Annotated in this window: 17 protein-coding genes; 10 read left to right on the top strand and 7 right to left on the bottom strand. The window is 73.3% G+C overall.

Annotation, left to right across the window (positions count from 1 at the left end):
• The first annotated feature begins 4 nt into the window (after positions 1 to 4).
• Positions 5 to 631 (top strand): GAF and ANTAR domain-containing protein, encoded by a 627-nt coding sequence (locus tag QSK34_RS15160; protein WP_285584540.1) that lies wholly within the window; start codon positions 5 to 7, stop codon positions 629 to 631.
• Here the strand turns inward: QSK34_RS15160 and QSK34_RS15155 are convergent.
• Both QSK34_RS15155 and QSK34_RS15150 read right to left on the bottom strand, forming a co-directional pair.
• Entirely contained in the window at positions 628 to 1,560 is a 933-nt protein-coding gene (locus tag QSK34_RS15155; protein WP_285584538.1) for a YihY/virulence factor BrkB family protein, read from the bottom strand. The two genes, QSK34_RS15160 and QSK34_RS15155, sit on opposite strands and share 4 nt — an antisense overlap.
• The gene (locus tag QSK34_RS15150) at positions 1,557 to 1,946 is read right to left on the bottom strand and encodes a hypothetical protein (RefSeq protein ID WP_161480848.1); all 390 of its coding nucleotides are present in this window, start codon (positions 1,944 to 1,946) and stop codon (positions 1,557 to 1,559) included. Before QSK34_RS15150 ends, QSK34_RS15155 begins: the two co-directional genes overlap by 4 nt.
• An 86-nt stretch (positions 1,947 to 2,032) precedes the next feature.
• Between QSK34_RS15150 and QSK34_RS15145 the strand changes: the two genes are divergently transcribed.
• Positions 2,033 to 2,638 (top strand): flavodoxin family protein, encoded by a 606-nt coding sequence (locus tag QSK34_RS15145; protein WP_285584535.1) that lies wholly within the window; start codon positions 2,033 to 2,035, stop codon positions 2,636 to 2,638.
• A 4-nt stretch (positions 2,639 to 2,642) separates the two neighbouring features.
• On the opposite strand, the gene QSK34_RS15140 is transcribed toward QSK34_RS15145, so the two are convergent.
• Positions 2,643 to 3,224: a TIGR03086 family metal-binding protein gene (locus QSK34_RS15140; RefSeq protein WP_285584533.1), complete on the bottom strand. Its 582-nt coding sequence runs from the start codon at positions 3,222 to 3,224 to the stop codon at positions 2,643 to 2,645.
• Between the two features lie 89 nt (positions 3,225 to 3,313).
• On the opposite strand from QSK34_RS15140, the gene QSK34_RS15135 reads away from it, so the two are divergent.
• Entirely contained in the window at positions 3,314 to 4,309 is a 996-nt protein-coding gene (locus QSK34_RS15135) for a helix-turn-helix transcriptional regulator (protein WP_285584531.1), read from the top strand.
• Here QSK34_RS15135 and QSK34_RS15130 read toward each other — a convergent pair.
• A complete protein-coding gene (locus tag QSK34_RS15130) occupies positions 4,274 to 5,203 on the bottom strand; it encodes an SDR family NAD(P)-dependent oxidoreductase (protein ID WP_285584530.1) in 930 nt (309 codons plus the stop codon). The two genes, QSK34_RS15135 and QSK34_RS15130, sit on opposite strands and share 36 nt — an antisense overlap.
• Positions 5,204 to 5,284: 81 nt before the next feature.
• On the opposite strand from QSK34_RS15130, the gene QSK34_RS15125 reads away from it, so the two are divergent.
• The 3 genes from QSK34_RS15125 to QSK34_RS15115 all read left to right on the top strand — a co-directional run bounded on the left by QSK34_RS15125 (position 5,285) and on the right by QSK34_RS15115 (position 7,409).
• The gene (locus tag QSK34_RS15125) at positions 5,285 to 5,842 is read left to right on the top strand and encodes a TetR/AcrR family transcriptional regulator (RefSeq protein WP_285584528.1); all 558 of its coding nucleotides are present in this window, start codon (positions 5,285 to 5,287) and stop codon (positions 5,840 to 5,842) included.
• A 65-nt stretch (positions 5,843 to 5,907) separates the two neighbouring features.
• Positions 5,908 to 6,804, top strand: coding sequence for a TIGR03564 family F420-dependent LLM class oxidoreductase (locus QSK34_RS15120; protein ID WP_285584526.1), 897 nt, complete (start codon positions 5,908 to 5,910; stop codon positions 6,802 to 6,804).
• An 89-nt stretch (positions 6,805 to 6,893) separates the two neighbouring features.
• A complete protein-coding gene (locus QSK34_RS15115; protein WP_161480842.1) occupies positions 6,894 to 7,409 on the top strand; it encodes an RICIN domain-containing protein in 516 nt (171 codons plus the stop codon).
• On the opposite strand, the gene QSK34_RS15110 is transcribed toward QSK34_RS15115, so the two are convergent.
• The gene (locus QSK34_RS15110; protein WP_285584523.1) at positions 7,400 to 8,713 is read right to left on the bottom strand and encodes an MFS transporter; all 1,314 of its coding nucleotides are present in this window, start codon (positions 8,711 to 8,713) and stop codon (positions 7,400 to 7,402) included. The genes QSK34_RS15115 and QSK34_RS15110 overlap by 10 nt on opposite strands.
• 2 nt (positions 8,714 to 8,715) lie before the next feature.
• Positions 8,716 to 9,633: an alpha/beta hydrolase gene (locus tag QSK34_RS15105; protein ID WP_285584521.1), complete on the bottom strand. Its 918-nt coding sequence runs from the start codon at positions 9,631 to 9,633 to the stop codon at positions 8,716 to 8,718.
• A 95-nt stretch (positions 9,634 to 9,728) separates the two neighbouring features.
• Here QSK34_RS15105 and QSK34_RS15100 point away from each other — a divergent pair, with 95 nt between their 5' ends.
• The 3 genes from QSK34_RS15100 (at position 9,729) to QSK34_RS15090 (ending at position 16,112) form a co-directional block, all read left to right on the top strand.
• Entirely contained in the window at positions 9,729 to 12,443 is a 2,715-nt protein-coding gene (locus QSK34_RS15100; protein WP_285584520.1) for an ATP-binding protein, read from the top strand.
• A 74-nt stretch (positions 12,444 to 12,517) separates the two neighbouring features.
• Complete coding sequence (locus tag QSK34_RS15095; RefSeq protein ID WP_285584518.1) at positions 12,518 to 15,286, top strand: helix-turn-helix transcriptional regulator; 2,769 nt, start codon at positions 12,518 to 12,520, stop codon at positions 15,284 to 15,286.
• 31 nt (positions 15,287 to 15,317) lie between these two features.
• On the top strand, positions 15,318 to 16,112 hold the full coding sequence (locus QSK34_RS15090; protein WP_285584515.1) for an alpha/beta hydrolase: 795 nt from the start codon (positions 15,318 to 15,320) through the stop codon (positions 16,110 to 16,112).
• A 39-nt stretch (positions 16,113 to 16,151) separates the two neighbouring features.
• Here QSK34_RS15090 and QSK34_RS15085 read toward each other — a convergent pair whose 3' ends face one another.
• A complete protein-coding gene (locus QSK34_RS15085; protein ID WP_285584513.1) occupies positions 16,152 to 16,457 on the bottom strand; it encodes an STAS domain-containing protein in 306 nt (101 codons plus the stop codon).
• Between the two features lie 175 nt (positions 16,458 to 16,632).
• On the opposite strand from QSK34_RS15085, the gene QSK34_RS15080 reads away from it, so the two are divergent.
• Positions 16,633 to 17,532, top strand: a complete 900-nt coding sequence (locus QSK34_RS15080; protein WP_285584511.1) for a tyrosine-type recombinase/integrase — start codon at positions 16,633 to 16,635, stop codon at positions 17,530 to 17,532.
• Position 17,533: the final 1 nt, after the last annotated feature.

The raw sequence follows: 17,533 nt of genomic DNA, 5'->3' as shown, positions 1-17,533 counted from the left end.
CCTGATGCGAGTGGATGTGCTCACCGCGCTGGCCGACGAGGCGGCGGCCGTGACGGGCGGATGCGGGGCGACGATGGCGCTCTGGCCGCGGGCCGGCGTGGAGACGGTGCTGGTGGCCTCCCACCCGGAACTGGGGGAACTGGTCGAGCTGGAACACTTCCTCGGCGACGGCCCGGGCCTGCACGCCCTGCGCTCGGAGCACCCGGTGCGCGTGCCCGATCTCGTCCACGACCCGCGCTGGACCCGGCTGGGGCGCGAGGCGCTGACCCGGGGGCTGCGCGCCTGCGTGGCGGCGGCCGGGCGCGGTCCCGGGGCGACCGCCGTGATCACCGTCTACGGCCTGCGTCCGGGCGAGCCCGGCGAGCCGGTCGCCCCGTTCGTCGCCTCGCTGGCCCGGCAGGCGGCGTGGTTGTCGGCCTTCGCCGATACCGGCGAGCAGCACGAGCGGGAGGTCCGCCAGCTCCGCCAGACCATGGAGGGCAGGGAGACGATCGAGCAGGCCAAGGGCATGATCATGCAGGCGCTCGGGGTGGACGCCGAGCAGGCCTTCGCCGAGCTGCGCCGCACCTCCCAGAACGCCCACATGAAGCTCAGGGACGTGGCCGAACGCCTCATCGCCCGGGAGATCTAGAGCTTGCGGGTGTCTCGCGGCTCGACGTAGGGCTCCTGATCGGCGGGCTGCCCGGCCGCGATGGCCCGCCCTCGGGCGATCTCCGCGTCGAACTCCACCCCGAGCAGCACCGCGATGTTGGTGATCCACAACCAGATCAGGAACACCACGACCCCGGCCAGCGTCGCGTACGTCTTGCTGTACGACCCGAAGTTCGCCACGTAGAAGCCGAACAGGCCCGAGGCGACGAGCCAGCCGATGACCGCCACGGTGCTGCCGGGCGTGATCCAGCGGAAGCCCGGATGGTCGACGTTGGGCGCGAACCAGTAGAGCAGCGCCAGCACGAAGATGACGACGACCACCAGAACCGGCCACTTCGCGATGTTCCAGATCGCCAGCCCGGTCTCGCCGATGCCCAGCACCCGCCCGGCCTGCTCGGCCAGGCCGCCGGTGAAGACCACGGCTACCGCGCCCGCGGCCATCATGACGACCAGCACCGCCGTGATGCCCAGCCGGAGCGGCAGGGTCTTCCAGATGGGGCGGCCCTCCGGCATCTCGTACATGATGTTGGCGGCCCGCATGAACGCCCCGACGTAGCCCGACGCCGACCAGAGCGCGACGGCGAGGCCGATGACGGTGGCGATCCCGGCCGCGCCCCGGTTGTCCTGCAGCGCCCCGAGCACGGTGTCGATGATCTCGCGGACCGGTTCCGGCGCGACGGCGCCGAGGTTCTCCGAGATCGTCCCCGTGGCCGACTGTCCGAACAGTCCCAGCAGCGACACCACGGCCAGCAGGGCCGGGAAGATCGACAGGATCGCGTAGTAGGTCAGCGCCGCGGCCCAGTCAGTGATCTTGTCGTCCTGGAACTCCGCGACCGTCCGCCGCAGCACCTGCCACCAGGAACGTCTGAGCACTTCGGTGGGGCGGTCGGGCACGGGGGGCTGGGTCATGGACCTCCGCTACCCGGAGCCCGCGCGAGCAGTCGTTCCATCAACCCCTTCGGGTCGGCGACCGTGACCGTGAGCCCGGGATGACGCAGCGGCCCGATCGGGCGGCGGAACCTGAGGCAGACGCCCTGCCGTGTGGCGGTGCCGAAGGTCAGCCCCCGGTCGGCGAGGGAGACCCGGGGCCCGATGGCCTTGATCGCCGAGTAGGGCCCGCTCAGCTCGACGCCGGCCAGGTTGCCGAGGTCGGTCGCCGCCTTCCAGGGCCCGAACGTCACCCGGACGTCGTCGTCGCCCACCACCACCCGGCACGTGTCGGGGCGGAGCCCGAGAAGCCCCAGGAGCCGCCGGTAACGGTCGTCGAACTCGAATTCGAAGACTTCGTTCGCCATACGGCTGTCATGCCCCGATGTGGGTCAGGAACCCATCAGTGGGCAGCTGACTACCGACGATCACGCTACGAACAGATGGGGTCACGATGAAAGCACTGGTCATCAACTGCACGCTCAAGCCGTCACCCGCGCCGTCCAACACGCAGGCCCTCGCCGACGTCGTCATCGCCGAGCTCGGCCGCAGAGGCGTGGAGGTCGAGACGGTACGCGCGGTGGACCTGAACCTGCTGCCCGGCGTCGCGACCGACCTGGGGCCGGGGGACGACTGGCCCGCCGTCCACGCCAAGGTGCTCGAATCGGAGATCCTCGTCATCGCCAGCCCCACCTGGGTCGGCCACCCGTCGTCGGTCGCCCAGCGGGTGATCGAGCGGATGGACGCCATGATCTCCGAGACCGACGACGAGGGGCGGCCGGTGGCGTACAACCGGGTCGCGGGAGTGGTGAACACCGGCAACGAGGACGGCGCCCACCACGTCATCAGCGAGATCTGCGGGGCCCTGATCGACATCGGCTTCACGATCCCCGGCCAGGCCTGGACGTACTGGCACCTGGGCCCCGGCGCGGGCCCCGACTACCTCGACGACCAGCGCGGCCACGACTGGTCCGCCAAGACCGGCCGCACCATGGCCGCCAACCTGGTGTCGGTCGCGGCGGCCCTGGCCGCCGAGCCGATGGACGCCCCGCCGCAGTGAACGGTTACGCGGGGGTGCGGCCGAGGTAGCGGAGCAGCTCGTCGGCGACCGGGGTGCCCGAGGGGTCGCCGACGGCCTCGACGACGGGGGCGTAGGCGCCCCACTGGCGCAGCGGTTCGACGATCTGCCGCGCGGCGGCGAGCAGGTGGCCGGCCGGCTCCTCGCCGAGCGGCGACGGCTGGCCCGTGGCGACCGCGACGTCCCAGGCGTGCACGGCGGCGTCGAGGGCGCACATCACCATGGCGACCGAGGTCGGCAGCTCGCCGTGGGGCAGCGGCGTCGGCACGGTCGCGGCGTCGTCGGGCACCGTGGCCCACGCCGCCCGCCCCACCTCGACGGCGTTCTTGACCAGCTCCGCCGCGGTGCCGTCGATCGTGCCGGAGGGCGAGAAGGGGTCGTAGGCCGGGCCGGGGCCGACGCCGAGCGCCCCCGCCCACACGAGCTGGTCGGCCGCGGCGTGCTGGACGACCTGGGCGACCGTCCACTCGGAGCACGGGGTGGCGGCGTCCCACTGGTCGTCGCGCACACCGGCGACGGTGTTCTCGAGAGCCAGGAAGGAGGTGGCCAGAACCTCACGAGCGTTCATCGTGTACGCCTTTCGATCTCGTTCGTGCTGATGAGAAAAGGCTATGGGCCCATTAGGCTAGATTCCTTCCTAATAGTCCCGAGGACGAGATGGCTCCGACGACGACCCGCGTGCTCCGCCTCCTCTCCCTGCTGCAGGACCGGTCGCAGACCGGCCGTGAGCTGGCCGAACGTCTCGGCGTCACCGAACGCACCCTGCGGCAGGACATCCAGCGCCTGCGCGAACTGGGCTATCCGGTGCACGCCACACGCGGCGCGGTGGGCGGATACCGGCTGGGTCAGGGCGCGACGATGCCGCCGCTGCTGCTCGACGACGACGAGGCGGTGGCCGTGGCGGTCGCCGTCGGCCTGGCCGAAGACGGCTCCAGCGGCATCGCCGACATCGACGCCAGCCTCACCCGGGCGCTCGCCAAGCTCCAGCGCATCCTGCCCAGGCACCTCCAGCGCAAGGTGTCGGCGTTGCGGTCGGCCACCGCGGTCGGGCCGGCCACGGTCGGCTCCCGCGAACCCGACGCCCCCGTGCCGGCCGCCACCCTCACCGTCGTGGCGAGCGCGATCCGCGACGGCGCGACCCTGCTGGCGGCGCACGCCGGCGCCGAGATCGAGGTGGAGCCCTACCGCCTGATCAGCTGGCGGCGGCGCTGGTTCCTGGTCGCCTACGACCTTCTCTCGCACACCTGGCGGGCGCTGCCGGTGGCCGATCTTTCGCTCGTGCGGCCGGGGTCGCGCCGGTTCGCCGCCCGCACCCTGCCCGACGACGACCTCGTCGCCTTCGTCCTGCGCGAGGTAGCGCAGACCGGCTGGAAGGTCCAGGCCCGCGTGACCGTCCTGGCCCCGGCCGAGACCGTCATCGCCCGCATCAACCCGGCCGTCGGCTTCGTCGAGGCCGTCGACTCCCGCACCAGCGTGCTGGTCACCGGCGCGGACGCCCTGGAGACCATCGCCATCTACCTCAGCATGCTGATGATGGACTTCCGCGTCGACGGCCCGCCCGAACTGGTCGCGCACGTCCGCACCATCGCCCGCCGCTACACCGAGGCCCTCGAAGGGTCACACGGGGAACCGCACCCCGGTCAGCTCCTCTGACGACGACCACAACCGGCGCTGGGCCGCGACGTCGTACGACTGCGGGCTCGACCGCGTCACCTTCGGGTGCCCCCTGCTCTCCTGGAACCCCTCCGGGCCGAAGTACTGGCCGCCCTGGACGTCCGGGTCGGTCGCGGCGCGCAGCACGGGCAGCGCCCCCATCTCGGCCGACTGGATCAGGAACGGCCGGACCAGCGCGAAGAAGGCCCGGAAGTAGAAAGGCTGGAGCGACACCGACGTGCGGGACCCTCCGGTGTCCGCACCGCCGGGATGGGCCGCCACGGCGACGGTCCCGGTGCCGGCGAGCCGCCGCTGGAGTTCGTAGGTGAACATCAGGTTCGCCAGTTTGGAGTTGCCGTACGCGGCGACCCGGCTGTAGTCGCGGGTGGTCCAGTCGAGGTCGGCGAAGTCGATCGGGCCGCCCTGCCGGTGGCCCGCGCTGCTGACGGTGACCACGCGGGAGCCGGGGACTGGCAGCATCAGGTCGAGCAGCAGCCCGGTGAGGGCGAAGTGGCCCAGATGGTTGGTGCCGAACTGCAGCTCGAAGCCGTCGGCCGTGGTCGTGCGCGGGGTGTACATGATGCCCGCGTTGTTGACCAGCAGGTCGACGCGGTCGTGGGCGGCGCGCAGCTCGCCGGCGGCGGCGCGCACCGACGCCAGCGAGGCCAGGTCGAGGCGTTGCACGGTGACGTCCGCCTCGGGATGGGCCGCGGCGATCTCCGCCGCCGCCTGCTTGCCCTTGTCCGCGTCGCGTACGGCGAGGACGACGGACGCCCCCCGCGCGGCGAGCACTTTGGCGGTCTCGAAGCCGATACCGGTGTTGCCGCCGGTGATCACGGCCACCCGCCCCCGTTGGTCGGGCACGTCGGCGGCGGTCCAGCGCCGTGGGGGCATGGGTCCTCCAGATACAATCGGGACGCTCGTTCCGGTTAGCACCATACCGGAACGCTCGCCCCGTTTGTCGAGGAGGACCCTGTGACCGAGAACGACCGGCCGCTGCGCGCGGACGCCGCCCGCAATCGCGCCCGCGTGTTGCGGGTCGCCTACGAGACCTTCGCCGAGGAGGGCGCGGGCGTGCCGATCGACGAGATCGCCCGCCGCGCCGGGGTGGGCGCCGGCACGATCTACCGCCACTTCCCCACCAAGGAGGCGCTGTTCCAGGCGATCGTGGCCGACCGGCTGCGGCAGGTCGTCGAACGGGCCCGTGACCAGGCGGCGACCGACCCCGGGGAGGGCCTCTACGCCTTCCTCTTCCACCTGGCCGAACAGGGCGCGACCGACCTGGGGCTCACCGAGACCTTCGCGGGCAGCGGCTTCGACCTGGCCACCTCGCTGCCCGAGGCCGAGCGGGAGTTCACCACCCTGATGGCCGACATGCTCACCCGGGGCCAGCGGGCGGGCACCGTGCGCCCCGACGTCGACGTCGACGACGTCAAGACCCTGATCGTCGGCCTCCAGGCGATGCGGCGCTTCCGCGGCGAGCAGGCCGAGCGCCTCTACCCGCTGATCAGGGCCGGTCTCACTCCCAGATAAGCGGGGCGAACGTTCCGCTATAGTGCCAAGCGGAACGACCGCCCCGAATACCTCGGAGGGACCGCATGGAAATCGGACTGTCGAGCTACGGCGCCGGGCCCGTCCCGGAACTCCTGACCGAGATCGAGCGCGCGGCGGCGCACGGCTTCTCCCGGTTCTGGCTGGGCGAGCACGGCGGATGGGACCCCCTGACGGTGTTCGCCGCGCTGGGCGACCGCGCCCCCGGCATCGACCTGGCCACATCCGTCGTGGGCACCCACCCGCGCCACCCCCTCGCCCTGGCCGCCCAGGCGCTCACCACCCAGGCCGCGACCGGCGGGCGGCTGACACTCGGCGTCGGCCCGAGCCACCAGCCGGTCGTCGAGAGCCGCTACGGCCTCACCTGGCAGCCGCCCGTACGCCACTCGCGGGAGATCCTGGAGATCCTCGGCCCGGTCCTGCGGGGCGAGCAGGTCGACGTCCACGGCCCGTCGGTCACGGCGGTCGGCGGCGTCAGCGCCCCCGCGACGGCCCCGCCCGGCCTGCTGCTCGCCGCGAACGGCCCCCGCATGCTGGCCCTGGCCGGCGAACGGGCCGACGGCGCGCTCACCATGTGGACGACGCCCCGGTTCCTCGACGAGGTCGCGGTCCCCATCGTCACCGCCGCCGCGGCAGGCCGCCCCGCGCCCCGCATCGCCGTGGGGCTGCTCGCGTCGGTGACCTCCGACGCCGAGGGCGCCCGGGAGCGCGTGGACGCGGACTTCCGCCACGCCGCGGCCCTCCCCACCTTCCGCGGGCTGCTCGACCGGCAGGGCTCGTCGGGCCCCGGCGACACCCTCGTCGCCGGTGACGAGACCGCCGTCGAGAAGGCGGTCGGCCGCTTCGCCGACGCGGGGGCCACCGAGCTGATCGTCTTCCCGGTCGGCCGCCCCGACGACCACGACCGCACGATCGCCCTGTTCGCCGGCCTCGCCCGGAGGTAAGGGCGGTTGCGTAGGGGCCTACTCATGTGGACCGTGCCAAAACCTCGCAACCTGGTCTCACCCAGTCCCATCCAGAACGGGAGAGACCCATGCTCCGCAACCTCGCTCGCGCCGGTGTGGCGTTCGCGGCCGTGGCCGGCGTCGCCCTGGCGACGGTCCCGGCGGCCCAGGCGTCCGTCGGCTACTACGTCCAGAACCAGCAGACCGCGTTGTGCGCCACCATCTCGGGCGGCGTCTCCACGGCCAACAACGTGCCGGCGGTCCAGTACTACTGCGACGGCCACGGCTCACGCCGCTGGACCCTGGCCCCCGGCGTCGGCGGCGGCGTCAAGATCCAGAACGTCTACACCGGCAAGTGCCTCACCCCCGCCGGCGGCGTCTCCACCGACAACAACCTGCCGATCGTCCAGTTCGACTGCGACAACCACAACTCGCGCTCCTGGTACCTGAACTACACCGGGACGCCGGGCCTCTACAAACTCCAGAACGTGCAGACGGGCAAGTGCCTGACCGTCTCGGGCGGCGTCTCCACCGCCCCGAACGTGCCGCTCGTGCAGTTCACCTGCGACAGCCACCCCTCGCGCGCCTGGTACGTCTACCTGTGACCCGCCGACGCCGGATGGGACCGGACCGGTCCCATCCGGCTCATGGGCTCGTTCAGGTCACGCTCGCGGGTCTCCGGGGCGAAGACGACCGCGGTGACGCAGACCAGCGCGCAGCCCGCCATCAGGATCGAGATCGGCCACGACGCGCCGCCCGCCGCCCCGGCCAGGGCCGTGGCCACCAGCGGAGCCGGGCCGCTGACCAGCGCCGCCGCCCATTCACGCACGACGGCGATGCCGCTGTACCGGTAGCGGGTGTCGAACAACTCGGCGAACAGCGCGGCCTGCGCGGCGAACATGGCGGAGATGCCGATCCCGTACGCGAACGCCACCGAGAGCACGATGAGCACCGGATGACGGGTGTCCACGAGCCAGAACATCGGGAACGAGAACAGCAGGAGCAGCAGCGCCCCGCCGAGGAAGACCGGACGCCGCCCCACCCGATCGCTGAGCAGGCCGAACAGCGGGCCGGTCACGATCGACAGGCCCGACGACGCGACGTTCGCGATCAGGCCCACCGTCGGGGAGACGCCGAGCGTCCCGCTGACGTACGACAACACGAACACCTGGATGAGGTAGCCCATCGCGCTGTACGGCGCGGTGGCGAAGAAGGCGATGAGCACGCTGCGCGGCTGCCGCCGCAGCACCTCCAGCATGGGGAAGCGGCTCACCCCGCGCCGGCGCTCCCGCTCGAACACCTCCGACTCCGGCAGCCGCGACCTGACGTAGAGGCCGACGCCCACCCCGGCGAGGCTGAGCAGGAACGGGATGCGCCAGGCCCACGCGTGGAAGTCCGGCAGCGCCGACACCGCCGTGAACACGAGCGTGGCCAGCAGCATGCCGATGGCCACCCCCATCCCGGGCAGCGAGGCCCAGAGCCCGCGCCGCCGCGGCTCGCCGGCCTCGGCCGCCACGACCAGCGCGCCGGCGTACTCCGCGCCCGCGCCGAACCCCTGCGCCAGCCGCAGCATCACGAGCAGGATCGGGGCCAGGACGCCGGCCGTCTCGTAGGTGGGCAGCAGCCCGATGCCCGCCGTGGCCACGCCCATCAGCAGCAACGTGGCGGCGAGCATCGGCTTGCGGCCCACCCGGTCGCCGAAGTGGCTGAACACCGCGCCGCCGATCGGCCGGGCGACGAAACCCACGGCGAAGGCGGCCATGGCGCCGAGTGTGCCCGCGACCGGGCTGCCGGTGGGGAAGAACTGGTCGTTGAAGACGAGTGCGGCGGCCAGCCCGAAGAGGGCGAAGTCGTACCACTCCACCACGCTGCCCACCACGGCGGCGCTGACGACCCGTTTCGCGGTCATGATCACTTCCTCTGCAGGATGTGGGCCAGGAAGCGCCCGGCCTGGTCGATGGCCATCGCGGCGGCGTGGGTGCCGCGCAGCGCGTTGAGCACGACGAACCCGTGGATCACCCCGTCGTAGCGTACGGAGGTGGCCGTGGCGCCGGCCGCCCGCATCCGGGCCGCGTAGGCCTCGCCCTCGTCCCGCAGCACGTCGGCCTCGGCCGTGATGACCAGGGCGGCCGGGAGCCGGGCCAGTTCCTGGGCCGGGGCCCGCAGGGGGCTGGCGGTCGTCTCCGTACGGTGCGCCGGGTCGGCGAGGTACTGGTCCCAGGCCCGGCGCATGTCGTCGGCGCGCAGGAAGTAGCCCTCGGCGAACTCCCGGTAGGAGCCGGTGTCGAACGAGGCGTCGGTGGCGGGACACAGGAGCAGTTGCCCGGCCAGGCCCTTCCGGTCGAGCAGGGCCAGCGCGGCGGCCAGTGCGCCGCCTTCGGCGTCCCCGGCGACGGCGATGCGGGTGGCGTCCAGGTCGTGGGCGCGGCCGTGCACGCGCAGCCAGTCGAGCGCGGCCCGGGTCTCGTGAAGGGCCACCGGGTGGCGGGCCTCGGGCGGGCGGCTGTAGTGGACGAACGCCACGGCCGCGCCGGAGCCCAGCGCCAGTTCGCGGGCGAGCCGGCCGTGGCTGTGCTCTCCGCCGAAGACCCAGCCGCCGTGCAGGTAGACCACGACGGCCAGCGGGCCGGGGGCGCCCTCCGGGCGGAAGATCGTCAGGTTGGCGTCGTCGAGGTGTTCCCGGGTGACGCCCGGCACCAGCATCTCGGGGCGCTGGAGGTCGCGGATGGCGGTGCGGGCCTCTTCGGGCGGCATGCCGTACAGGAAGGGCGGCTGGGCGGTGGCGTCGGCCAGCGCTCTCGCGGCGGGCTCCAGCACGGGTCTGCGCATGACGGTTGACCTTAAGAGGAGTCAGCGCTTCGGACATTCGTCACGTGACGTATGTCTGAGACAATTCGCATGGCGATCTTGGGAGGAGCCGGCCAGTGAACTCCTTGATCGGGCGCGGCGCCGAGACCGCGCGCCTCGAAGCGCTCGTCGACGGCATCCGGGCGCGGGGTGACGCGCTGGTCGTGCGCGGCGCTCCCGGGATCGGCAAGTCGGCGCTGCTGGCGGTCGCGGCGGACCGCGCGCGGGCGGCCGAGGTGACGGTGTCGAGCACCTCCGGCGTCCAGAGCGAGACCCACCTGCCGTTCGCGGGGCTCTACCAGCTCGTGCATCCGCTGCTCGGATCGGCCGACGAGCTGCCCGTCCGGCAGCGCGACGCCCTGCTGGGCGCCTTCGGCATGGTGGACGTGAGCTCCCCCGAACCGTTCCTCATCGCGCTCGCCGTGCTCAACCTCCTCGGCGAGGCGGCCGCCCAGCGGCCGCTCCTGATGATCGTGGACGACGTGCAGTGGCTCGACCGGCCCACCACCGAAGTGCTCGGCTTCGTGGCCAGACGGGTGCGGTCGGAACCGATCGTGCTGCTGCTGGCCGTGCGCGACGGCCACCCCACCAGCCTCGACGACAGCGACCTGGCCGAGTTGCGGCTCTCCGGGCTGGACCCGCACGACGCCGGGGCGCTGCTCGACTCCCGGGCCCCCGCGCTGCCGGTGGGCATGCGCTGGCGGGTGCTGGCCGAGGCGGCGGGCAACCCGCTGGCGCTGGTCGAACTGCCCCGGGCGCTGGCGGCGGCGAACCCCGGCAACGTGGAGTTCCTGCCGCTGACCGCCCGTCTGGAGCGCGCCTTCGCCGCCCGCCTGGCGCTGCTGCCGCCCGGCACCCGGCTGCTGCTGCTGGCCGCCGCCGCCAACGACGGGCCCGACCTGACCGCCGCGCTGAAGGCCGCCGCCATCGTCTCGGGCGCCGGGACGACCGCCCACGCGCTGATCCCCGCCGTGGAGGCCGGGCTGGTCAGGGCCGACTCCGACGGCGTCCACTTCCACCATCCGCTGGTGCGCTCGGCCGTCTACCAGAAGGCCGGGCCCGCCGACCGCCTGGCCGTGCACGCCGCGCTGGCCGAGGTGCACGCCGGCAACCCCGACCGCAGGACCTGGCACCGCGCCGCCGCCATCGCCCACCAGGACGACGCGGTCGCCGCCGAGCTGGACCAGGTCGCCGACCGGGCCCGGCGGCGCGGCGCGATCACCGTGGCGGTGTCGGCGCTGCGCCGCGCCGCCGAGGTGAGCGAGGACCCCGGCGACCGGGTCGAACGGCTGCTGCGCGCCGCCGAACTCTCCTTCGAGCTGGGCCGGACCGGCCAGATCGCCGAGCTGATCGCGCTGGCCGAACCCGAGCTGGAGGGCGAACGCCAGCAGGCGCGGCTGGCCTGGCTGAAGGAGGTGCTGGAGGAGAACCGCAACGAGGGACCACCCCGCATCCTGCGGCTCATCGCCGCCGCCGAGAGCGTCACCGACCGCACGCTCGCGCTCAACTTCCTGCGCGCCGCCGCGCTGCGCTGCTGGTGGACCGACTCCGGCCGGGAGCTGCGGCAGCGGGTGGTCACCCTGGCCGAACGGGTGGCCACCGGGCCGGACGACCCGGAACTGCTCCAGATCCTGGCCACCGTCAGCCCCATCGACAGCGGCGCGGTGGTGGTGGAGCGCCTGACCGCGCTGCGCGGGCGGCGCTTCGAGGCGCCCATGGCGCGAATCCTCGGCACGGCGGGCAGCGCGATGGGCGCCCACGACCTGGCGGTGCCGTTCCTCGACGCGGCCATCGCCGACCTGCGGGCGCAGGGCCGGCTGGGACTGCTGGCCCAGGCGCTCGTGTCGCTGGTCTGGAGCATGCTGTTCTGCGGCGACGCGCCGGGCGCGCTGCTGGCCGCCGAGGAGGCCGAGCGGCTGGCCCGCGAAACAGGGCAGGCGCGCTGGCAGTCCTCCGCTTACGCCGGGCAGGCGATGGTCGCGGGGTTCCGGGGCGAGGAGGCGCACGGCCTGGCCCTGGCCGCCGAAGGCGAGCGTACTCTCGGTTCCGGTGCCACCAGCTCGGCCGTCGCCCTCATCGAGCACGCCCGGGGCGTGATCGCGCTCTGCGCCGGACGGCACGAGGACGCCTACGGGCACCTGCGCCGCCTGTTCGACCCGGCCGACGTCGCCTTCCACCCCGTGACCCGGTTGTGGGCCCTCGCCGACCTGGTCGACGCCGCGCTGCCCGCCCACCGGGAGGAGCTCAAGCCGCTGCTGGCCGAGGCGGAGGAGCTCGGCGCCCGGACCCCCGCCGCCCTGCTGCACCAGGGCCTGCGGTACGCGCGGGCGCTCCTGGCCGAAGACGCCGACGCCGAACGCCTCTACCAGGAGGCCCTCAACGGCGACCCGGCGCCATGGCCCATCGGCCGGGCCCGGCTGACCTTCGCCTACGGGGTCTGGTTGCGGCGCCGCCGCCGGATCCAGGAGGCGCGGGTGCCGCTGCGCACCGCGCGGGACGCCTTCGACGCGCTCGGCCTGCTCGCGTGGGGCGAGAAGGCCCGGCAGGAGCTGCGGGCCGCGGGCGAGGTCAGCGACCTGCGTGTCTCCAGCGGGGTCGACCGGCTGACGCCCCAGGAGCTGCACATCGCCCGGCTGGCGGCGGGCGGGTTGTCGAACCGGGAGATCGGCCAGCAGCTCTACCTGTCGCACCGCACCGTCAGCACCCACCTCTACCGGCTGTTCCGCAAACTCGGCATCACCGCGCGCGGGCAACTGCGCGACGCCCTGGGTCCGTCAGCGTACGTCGGCTGACGGATGCCGCCCGGCGGCGACGGCGCATAGCGTCGCTGACGCCGGGAGTCGGCGCTTCGGGAAGGGTGCTGAGCATGGTGCCGGGCGGCACGCCCAGTGTGGTCGACAGTGTGATCGGCAGTGTGATCGTCGGACGCGCCGAGGAGCGCGCGGCGCTCGACGGCCTGGTCGCCACCCTCGGCGACGGCTTCAGCGGCGTGCTCCTGCTGCGTGGTGACGCCGGCATCGGCAAGACCGTGCTGCTCGACTACGCCGCGGAGAAGGCGTCGCCCTCGGCGAGGGTCGTCCGCGTGGCGGGGGTGCGGGAGGAGGCGGCGTTCGCGTACGCCGCGCTGCACCGCCTGCTGATCCCGTTCCTCGACCGGCACGACCGGCTGATGCCCGCGCAGGCCGGTGCCCTGCGGGTGGCGTTCGGGCTGGCCGAAGGGCCGCCTCCGGACCGGTTCCTGGTCGGCCTGGCCACGCTGAGCATGCTGGCCGACGTGACCGCCGACCGGCCGATCCTCGTCTGCGTCGACGACGCGGAGTGGCTCGACGGCGAGTCGCTGACGGTGCTGGCCTTCGTGGCCCGCCGGGCCTACGCCGAGGGCATCGGGCTGGTCTTCGCCATGCGGGCCGAACTGCCGGGCCTGGCCGGGTTGCCGGTGACCGAGGTGACCGGGCTGCCCGAACCGGAGGCGCTGGAACTGCTGCGCGCGACCGTCGACGGCACCCTCGACGAACGGGTGGCCGTCCGGATCGTCGCCGCCACGGCGGGCAATCCGCTCGCCCTCAGCGACCTGGGCCGGGAGTTGTCGCCGGAGCAGCTCAGCGGCGGCCGTTCGCTGCCCGATCCGCTGCCGATCGGCAGCAGGCTGGAGGAGCTCTACCTCCGGCAGGTGCGCGACCTGCCGCCGGACACGCAGGCCTGGTTGCTGCTGGCCGCCGCCGAACCTGGCGGCGACCTGGGCTACATCACCGCCGCGGCCGACACCTTGGGACTGCGGCAGGCGGCGACCGGCCCGGCCGAGTCGGCCCGGCTGCTCTGCGTGGGCGTCACCGCGGCGTTCCGCCATCCGCTGATCCGCTCGGCCGTCTACGGCGGCGCGACCAGCGTGGCGCGCCGGCAGGCCCACCGCGCGCTGGCCGAGGCGACCACACGCCCGGCCGACGTCGACCGGCGGGCCTGGCACCTGGCCGCCGCGTGCCTGCTGCCCGACGAGCGGGTGGCCGCCGAGCTCGAACGCTCCGCCGACCGGGCGGGTGCGCGCGGCGGCTTCGCCGCACGGGCCGCCTACCTGGCCAGGGCCGCCGAACTCACCCCCCGGGGCCCGCTCCGCGACCGGCGGCGGGTCGCCGCCGCCGAGGCCGCCTTCATCGGCGGCGCACCCGTGCAGGCCCAGACCTTGCTCGACACCGTCGACCACGACGCCCTCGACGAGGTCACCCGGGGCCGCGCCCTGATCGTGCGGGGCGGCGCGTCCCACTCGCTGGGCCTGCCGGGCGCCTTCGGGACCGCCCCCGCGGTGTTCATGGAGGCCGCCCGCGCGTTCGCCGGAGCCGCCCCCGACCTGGCGAGCGACGCGGTGCTGCGGGCCGCCGAACGGGCGGTGACCTCCGGGCACCTGACGACCGGCACCAGCCTCACCGAGATCGCCGAGGCGGCGCGGGCGCTGGAGACCACCGACCCGGTGCTCACGTCCTTCGCCGTCCTGGTCCTGGACGGCTACGAGGCGGCCGTCCCCCACCTGCGGCGCGCGGCCGAACGGGTGCTCGACCCGGCGACCTCCGACGACGAGGTCCTGCTCAAGTCCATCCTGACGACCACGCTGGTCATGGTCCTGTGGGACGACGACACCCAGCGGGCCGTCATCCGGCGGGCCGGCGAGGTGGCCCGCCGGACGGGCTCCCTGTTCAGCCTCGACGCCTCGCTGTACGCCTGGTCGATGCAGGAGACCGTCCTGGGCGACCTCGACCGGGCCGACGCGCTGATCGTCCAGTGTCACCAGATCCGTTCGGCGATGGGCGCCAGCGAGGACCTGTGGGAGGTCTACCGCCATCCCGAACTGCTGGCCCGGCGCGAGGTCGGCGACCTGGAGACCCGGCTCGCCCGCACGATGGAGGCCTCGGCCGCGCTCGGGGCGGGCGCGGTGGAGGCGCAGGGCCGCGTCGGCCGGGCGCTGATCGCACTGAGCCGGGGCGAGTACGCCCAGGCGGGCGCCCTCCTGCGCACGCTCGTCGACGGCGACGACATGGCCGTGCACTCCCGCCTGCTGCCCGACCTGGTCGAGGCGGCGCTGCGCTCGGGCGACCGGACCCTGGCCGAGGAGACGCTGAAGACCCTGACCCGCCGCGCCACCGCCAGCGGCGCGCCCCGCGCGCTGGGCGTGCTGGCCTACTCCGAGGCCCTCCTGACCGACGGCGACCACGCCGAACCGCTGTACCGGCGGGCGCTGGACCTCCTCGGCGGCCTGCGCGCGCCGGGCGACCTGGGCCGCGCGCACCTGCTGTACGGCGAATGGCTGCGCCGCCGCAGACGGCGCCGCGACGCCCGCCACCAGCTGCGCGCCGCGCTCACGATCTTCGAGCGCAACGGACTGGTGGGCTTCGCCGCCCGCGCCCGGACGGAACTCGCCGCCACCGGCGAGCAACCTCGCGCCCGCTCGGGCGGCCCCGGCTCCGACCTCACGCCCCACGAGCTGACCATCGCCGTCCTGGCCAGGGGTGGCGCCACCAACCCCGAGATCGCCGCGCAGCTCTTCCTGTCGGTCAGCACGGTCGACTACCACCTGCGCAAGATCTTCCGCAAGCTCGGCGTGAGCTCCCGCCGCCAGCTCAGAGAAGTCCTCGACGACACGGGCTGAGAACACCCCCACCGAATGGAGACCGACCGACATGAGACCCGACACGATCGTCCTCGTCCACGGCTTCTGGGTAACCCCCCGGAGCTGGGAACACTGGGTCAAGCACTACGAGGCCAAGGGCTTCCGCGTGCTGGCCCCCGGCTATCCCGGCTTCGAGGTCGAGGTCGAGGCCCTGCGCGCCGACCCGACGCCGATCGTCGACCTGCGCGTCCCGCAGATCATCGAGAAGTTCGAGAAGATCCTCGACGGCCTGGACAGCAAGCCGATCATCATCGGCCACTCGGCCGGCGGCGCGTTCACCCAGATCCTGCTCGACCACGGCTACGGCGCGGCCGGGGTCGCACTGTGCTCGGCCCCGACCGAGGGGGTGCGGGTCGTTCCGCTCAGCCAGGTCAAGTCGACCTTCCCGGTGCTCAAGAGCCCGGCCAACCACCACAAGGCCGTGCCGATCGAGTACGACCAGTGGAGGTACGCCTTCACCAACACCTTCCCCGAAGACGAGTCGCGCGCCCTCTACGAGCGCTACTCCATCCCCGTCTCGGGCCGCATCCTGTGGGACAGCGTGCTGGCCAACTTCCAGCCCGGCAAGCAGGCCGTCGCCGTCGACTACCACAACGACGACCGCGCCCCGCTGCTGTTCGTGTCGGCCAGTGAGGACCACATCATGCCCCCGGCCGTCCAGGCCTCAAACGCCAAGCACTACAAGTCCAAGACGATCACCGAGCTCAAGCACTACGAGGGCTACCCGCACCTGCTCCCCGCCGCCCCCGGCTGGGAGGCCATCGCCGACGAAGTCCTCGACTGGGCCCTCGATCACGCGAAGTGACAAGACGGGAGGACCCGGGCCTTCACGGTCCTGGCCGGGCTACTGCTCGGCCAGGATCGGGAAGCGGTCGCTCAGCTCGGTGATCTCCAGCAGTCTGGTCATCTGCGGGGTGAGGCGGGTCAACGCCAGGGTCACGCCCCGCGATCGGGCCCTGCCCTGCGCGTGCAGCAGCAGGCCGAGCCCCCCGGCGCCGCAGAAGGTCACCTCGGACAGGTCCAGGACGAGCACCTCGACGGCTTGGTCGAGGGCGCCGAGAATCCGCCGGCGGATGTCGGGTGTGGTGCAGACGTCGATGTCCCCGGACAGGTGGAGGATCGTGGGCGCCGTGGTTCCCAGCACGGTCATGACGGAACTTCCTCGTGAGTCGTATGGGCGGCCGAATGCCCCTTATCCGGGGTGACTCGGTCATCGTTCGCCGGGGGCGACGCCGACCTGAGTGCCAACGCTCGAAAAGTCCTCGGTCTCTTCACCATATCCCAGGACTTCCGGTATGTCGTGTTTCCGGAAGTAGACTTAAGGCGTGGCAAGCGGAAAGACCCGGTCTCGAACGGTCCTGCTGTCGGCCGAGCTGGCGACCGCACTGGCCGGTTACGCGGCCGCGCTGGAACCCGCCTCCCTGGCCGGCTCCACCAAGGCCAAATACCTCTCCCGCCTGCGCGCATACCTTTCGTGGCTGGGCGGGCGGACCTTCGACGGCGACCCGCTGACCGACCCGGCGACGGCGGCCGACGCGGTGAGCGCCTTCTGCGGCCACCTCAAGAACGCCGATCGGGCCCCCACCACGATCGACACCTACCTGTCGGCCCTCGACGACTTCTACGCCCGCCGCGGCGTCGGCCGGCCGGAGATCCGCCGCGAACGCTCGGTCCGCCATCCGGTCCCCCGCACCCTCGACGGCCCGCGTATCCGCCACTACCTCGGCCGGGTCAGGCTCACCGCGACCCCCCGCGACCGGGCCATCGCGCTGCTGCCCTATCTCGCCGGGCTGCGGATCTCCGAGGTCGTCGGCCTCGACGCGGGCGACGTCGCTCCCGACGGCCTGACCGTCCGGGCCGGTGGCCGGTCCCGCCGGATGCCCCTCCACCCCGACCTGCGCCAGGTGCTGACCACCTGGCTGGAGGCCCGCGCCGGGTGGAAGGGCGCCGACACCGAACCGGCGCTGTTCCTCAACCACCGGGGCCGCCGCCTGAGCGACCGCGCGGCCCGTGACGTCATCGCCGGTTTCGCCGACCCCGACGAGCCGGTCAACCCGCTGATCCTCCGCCACACCTTCGCCGCCCAGCTGGTCCGCGACGGCCGGGACCCGGTCCTGGTCGCCGAACTGCTCGGCCTCGGCTCCCTCGACAGCACCCGCCGCTACGGCCTGACCACCAAGGTCGACGGGGAGGCCGTGCTGAACTCCCTGATCACCGACGTCTGAC

The organism is Herbidospora sp. NBRC 101105 (assembly GCF_030269205.1).
GTDB lineage: Bacteria > Actinomycetota > Actinomycetes > Streptosporangiales > Streptosporangiaceae > Herbidospora > Herbidospora solisilvae.
The sequence above is the reverse complement of the archived record's forward strand: the minus strand, read 5'-3'. Positions and strand labels throughout refer to the sequence as shown.

Excerpts from the sequence above, each read along its gene's own strand:
- QSK34_RS15155 (WP_285584538.1), bottom strand. The coding sequence starts at position 1,560 with ATGACCCAGCCCCCCGTGCCCGACCGCCCCACCGAAGTGCTCAGACGT.
- QSK34_RS15145 (WP_285584535.1), top strand. The coding sequence starts at position 2,033 with ATGAAAGCACTGGTCATCAACTGCACGCTCAAGCCGTCACCCGCGCCG.
- QSK34_RS15130 (WP_285584530.1), bottom strand. The coding sequence starts at position 5,203 with ATGCCCCCACGGCGCTGGACCGCCGCCGACGTGCCCGACCAACGGGGG.
- QSK34_RS15115 (WP_161480842.1), top strand. The coding sequence starts at position 6,894 with ATGCTCCGCAACCTCGCTCGCGCCGGTGTGGCGTTCGCGGCCGTGGCC.
- QSK34_RS15120 (WP_285584526.1), top strand. The coding sequence starts at position 5,908 with ATGGAAATCGGACTGTCGAGCTACGGCGCCGGGCCCGTCCCGGAACTC.
- QSK34_RS15135 (WP_285584531.1), top strand. The coding sequence starts at position 3,314 with ATGGCTCCGACGACGACCCGCGTGCTCCGCCTCCTCTCCCTGCTGCAG.
- QSK34_RS15085 (WP_285584513.1), bottom strand. The coding sequence starts at position 16,457 with ATGACCGTGCTGGGAACCACGGCGCCCACGATCCTCCACCTGTCCGGG.
- QSK34_RS15095 (WP_285584518.1), top strand. The coding sequence starts at position 12,518 with ATGGTGCCGGGCGGCACGCCCAGTGTGGTCGACAGTGTGATCGGCAGT.
- QSK34_RS15140 (WP_285584533.1), bottom strand. The coding sequence starts at position 3,224 with ATGAACGCTCGTGAGGTTCTGGCCACCTCCTTCCTGGCTCTCGAGAAC.
- QSK34_RS15150 (WP_161480848.1), bottom strand. The coding sequence starts at position 1,946 with ATGGCGAACGAAGTCTTCGAATTCGAGTTCGACGACCGTTACCGGCGG.
- QSK34_RS15090 (WP_285584515.1), top strand. The coding sequence starts at position 15,318 with ATGAGACCCGACACGATCGTCCTCGTCCACGGCTTCTGGGTAACCCCC.
- QSK34_RS15105 (WP_285584521.1), bottom strand. The coding sequence starts at position 9,633 with ATGCGCAGACCCGTGCTGGAGCCCGCCGCGAGAGCGCTGGCCGACGCC.
- QSK34_RS15160 (WP_285584540.1), top strand. The coding sequence starts at position 5 with ATGCGAGTGGATGTGCTCACCGCGCTGGCCGACGAGGCGGCGGCCGTG.
- QSK34_RS15110 (WP_285584523.1), bottom strand. The coding sequence starts at position 8,713 with ATGACCGCGAAACGGGTCGTCAGCGCCGCCGTGGTGGGCAGCGTGGTG.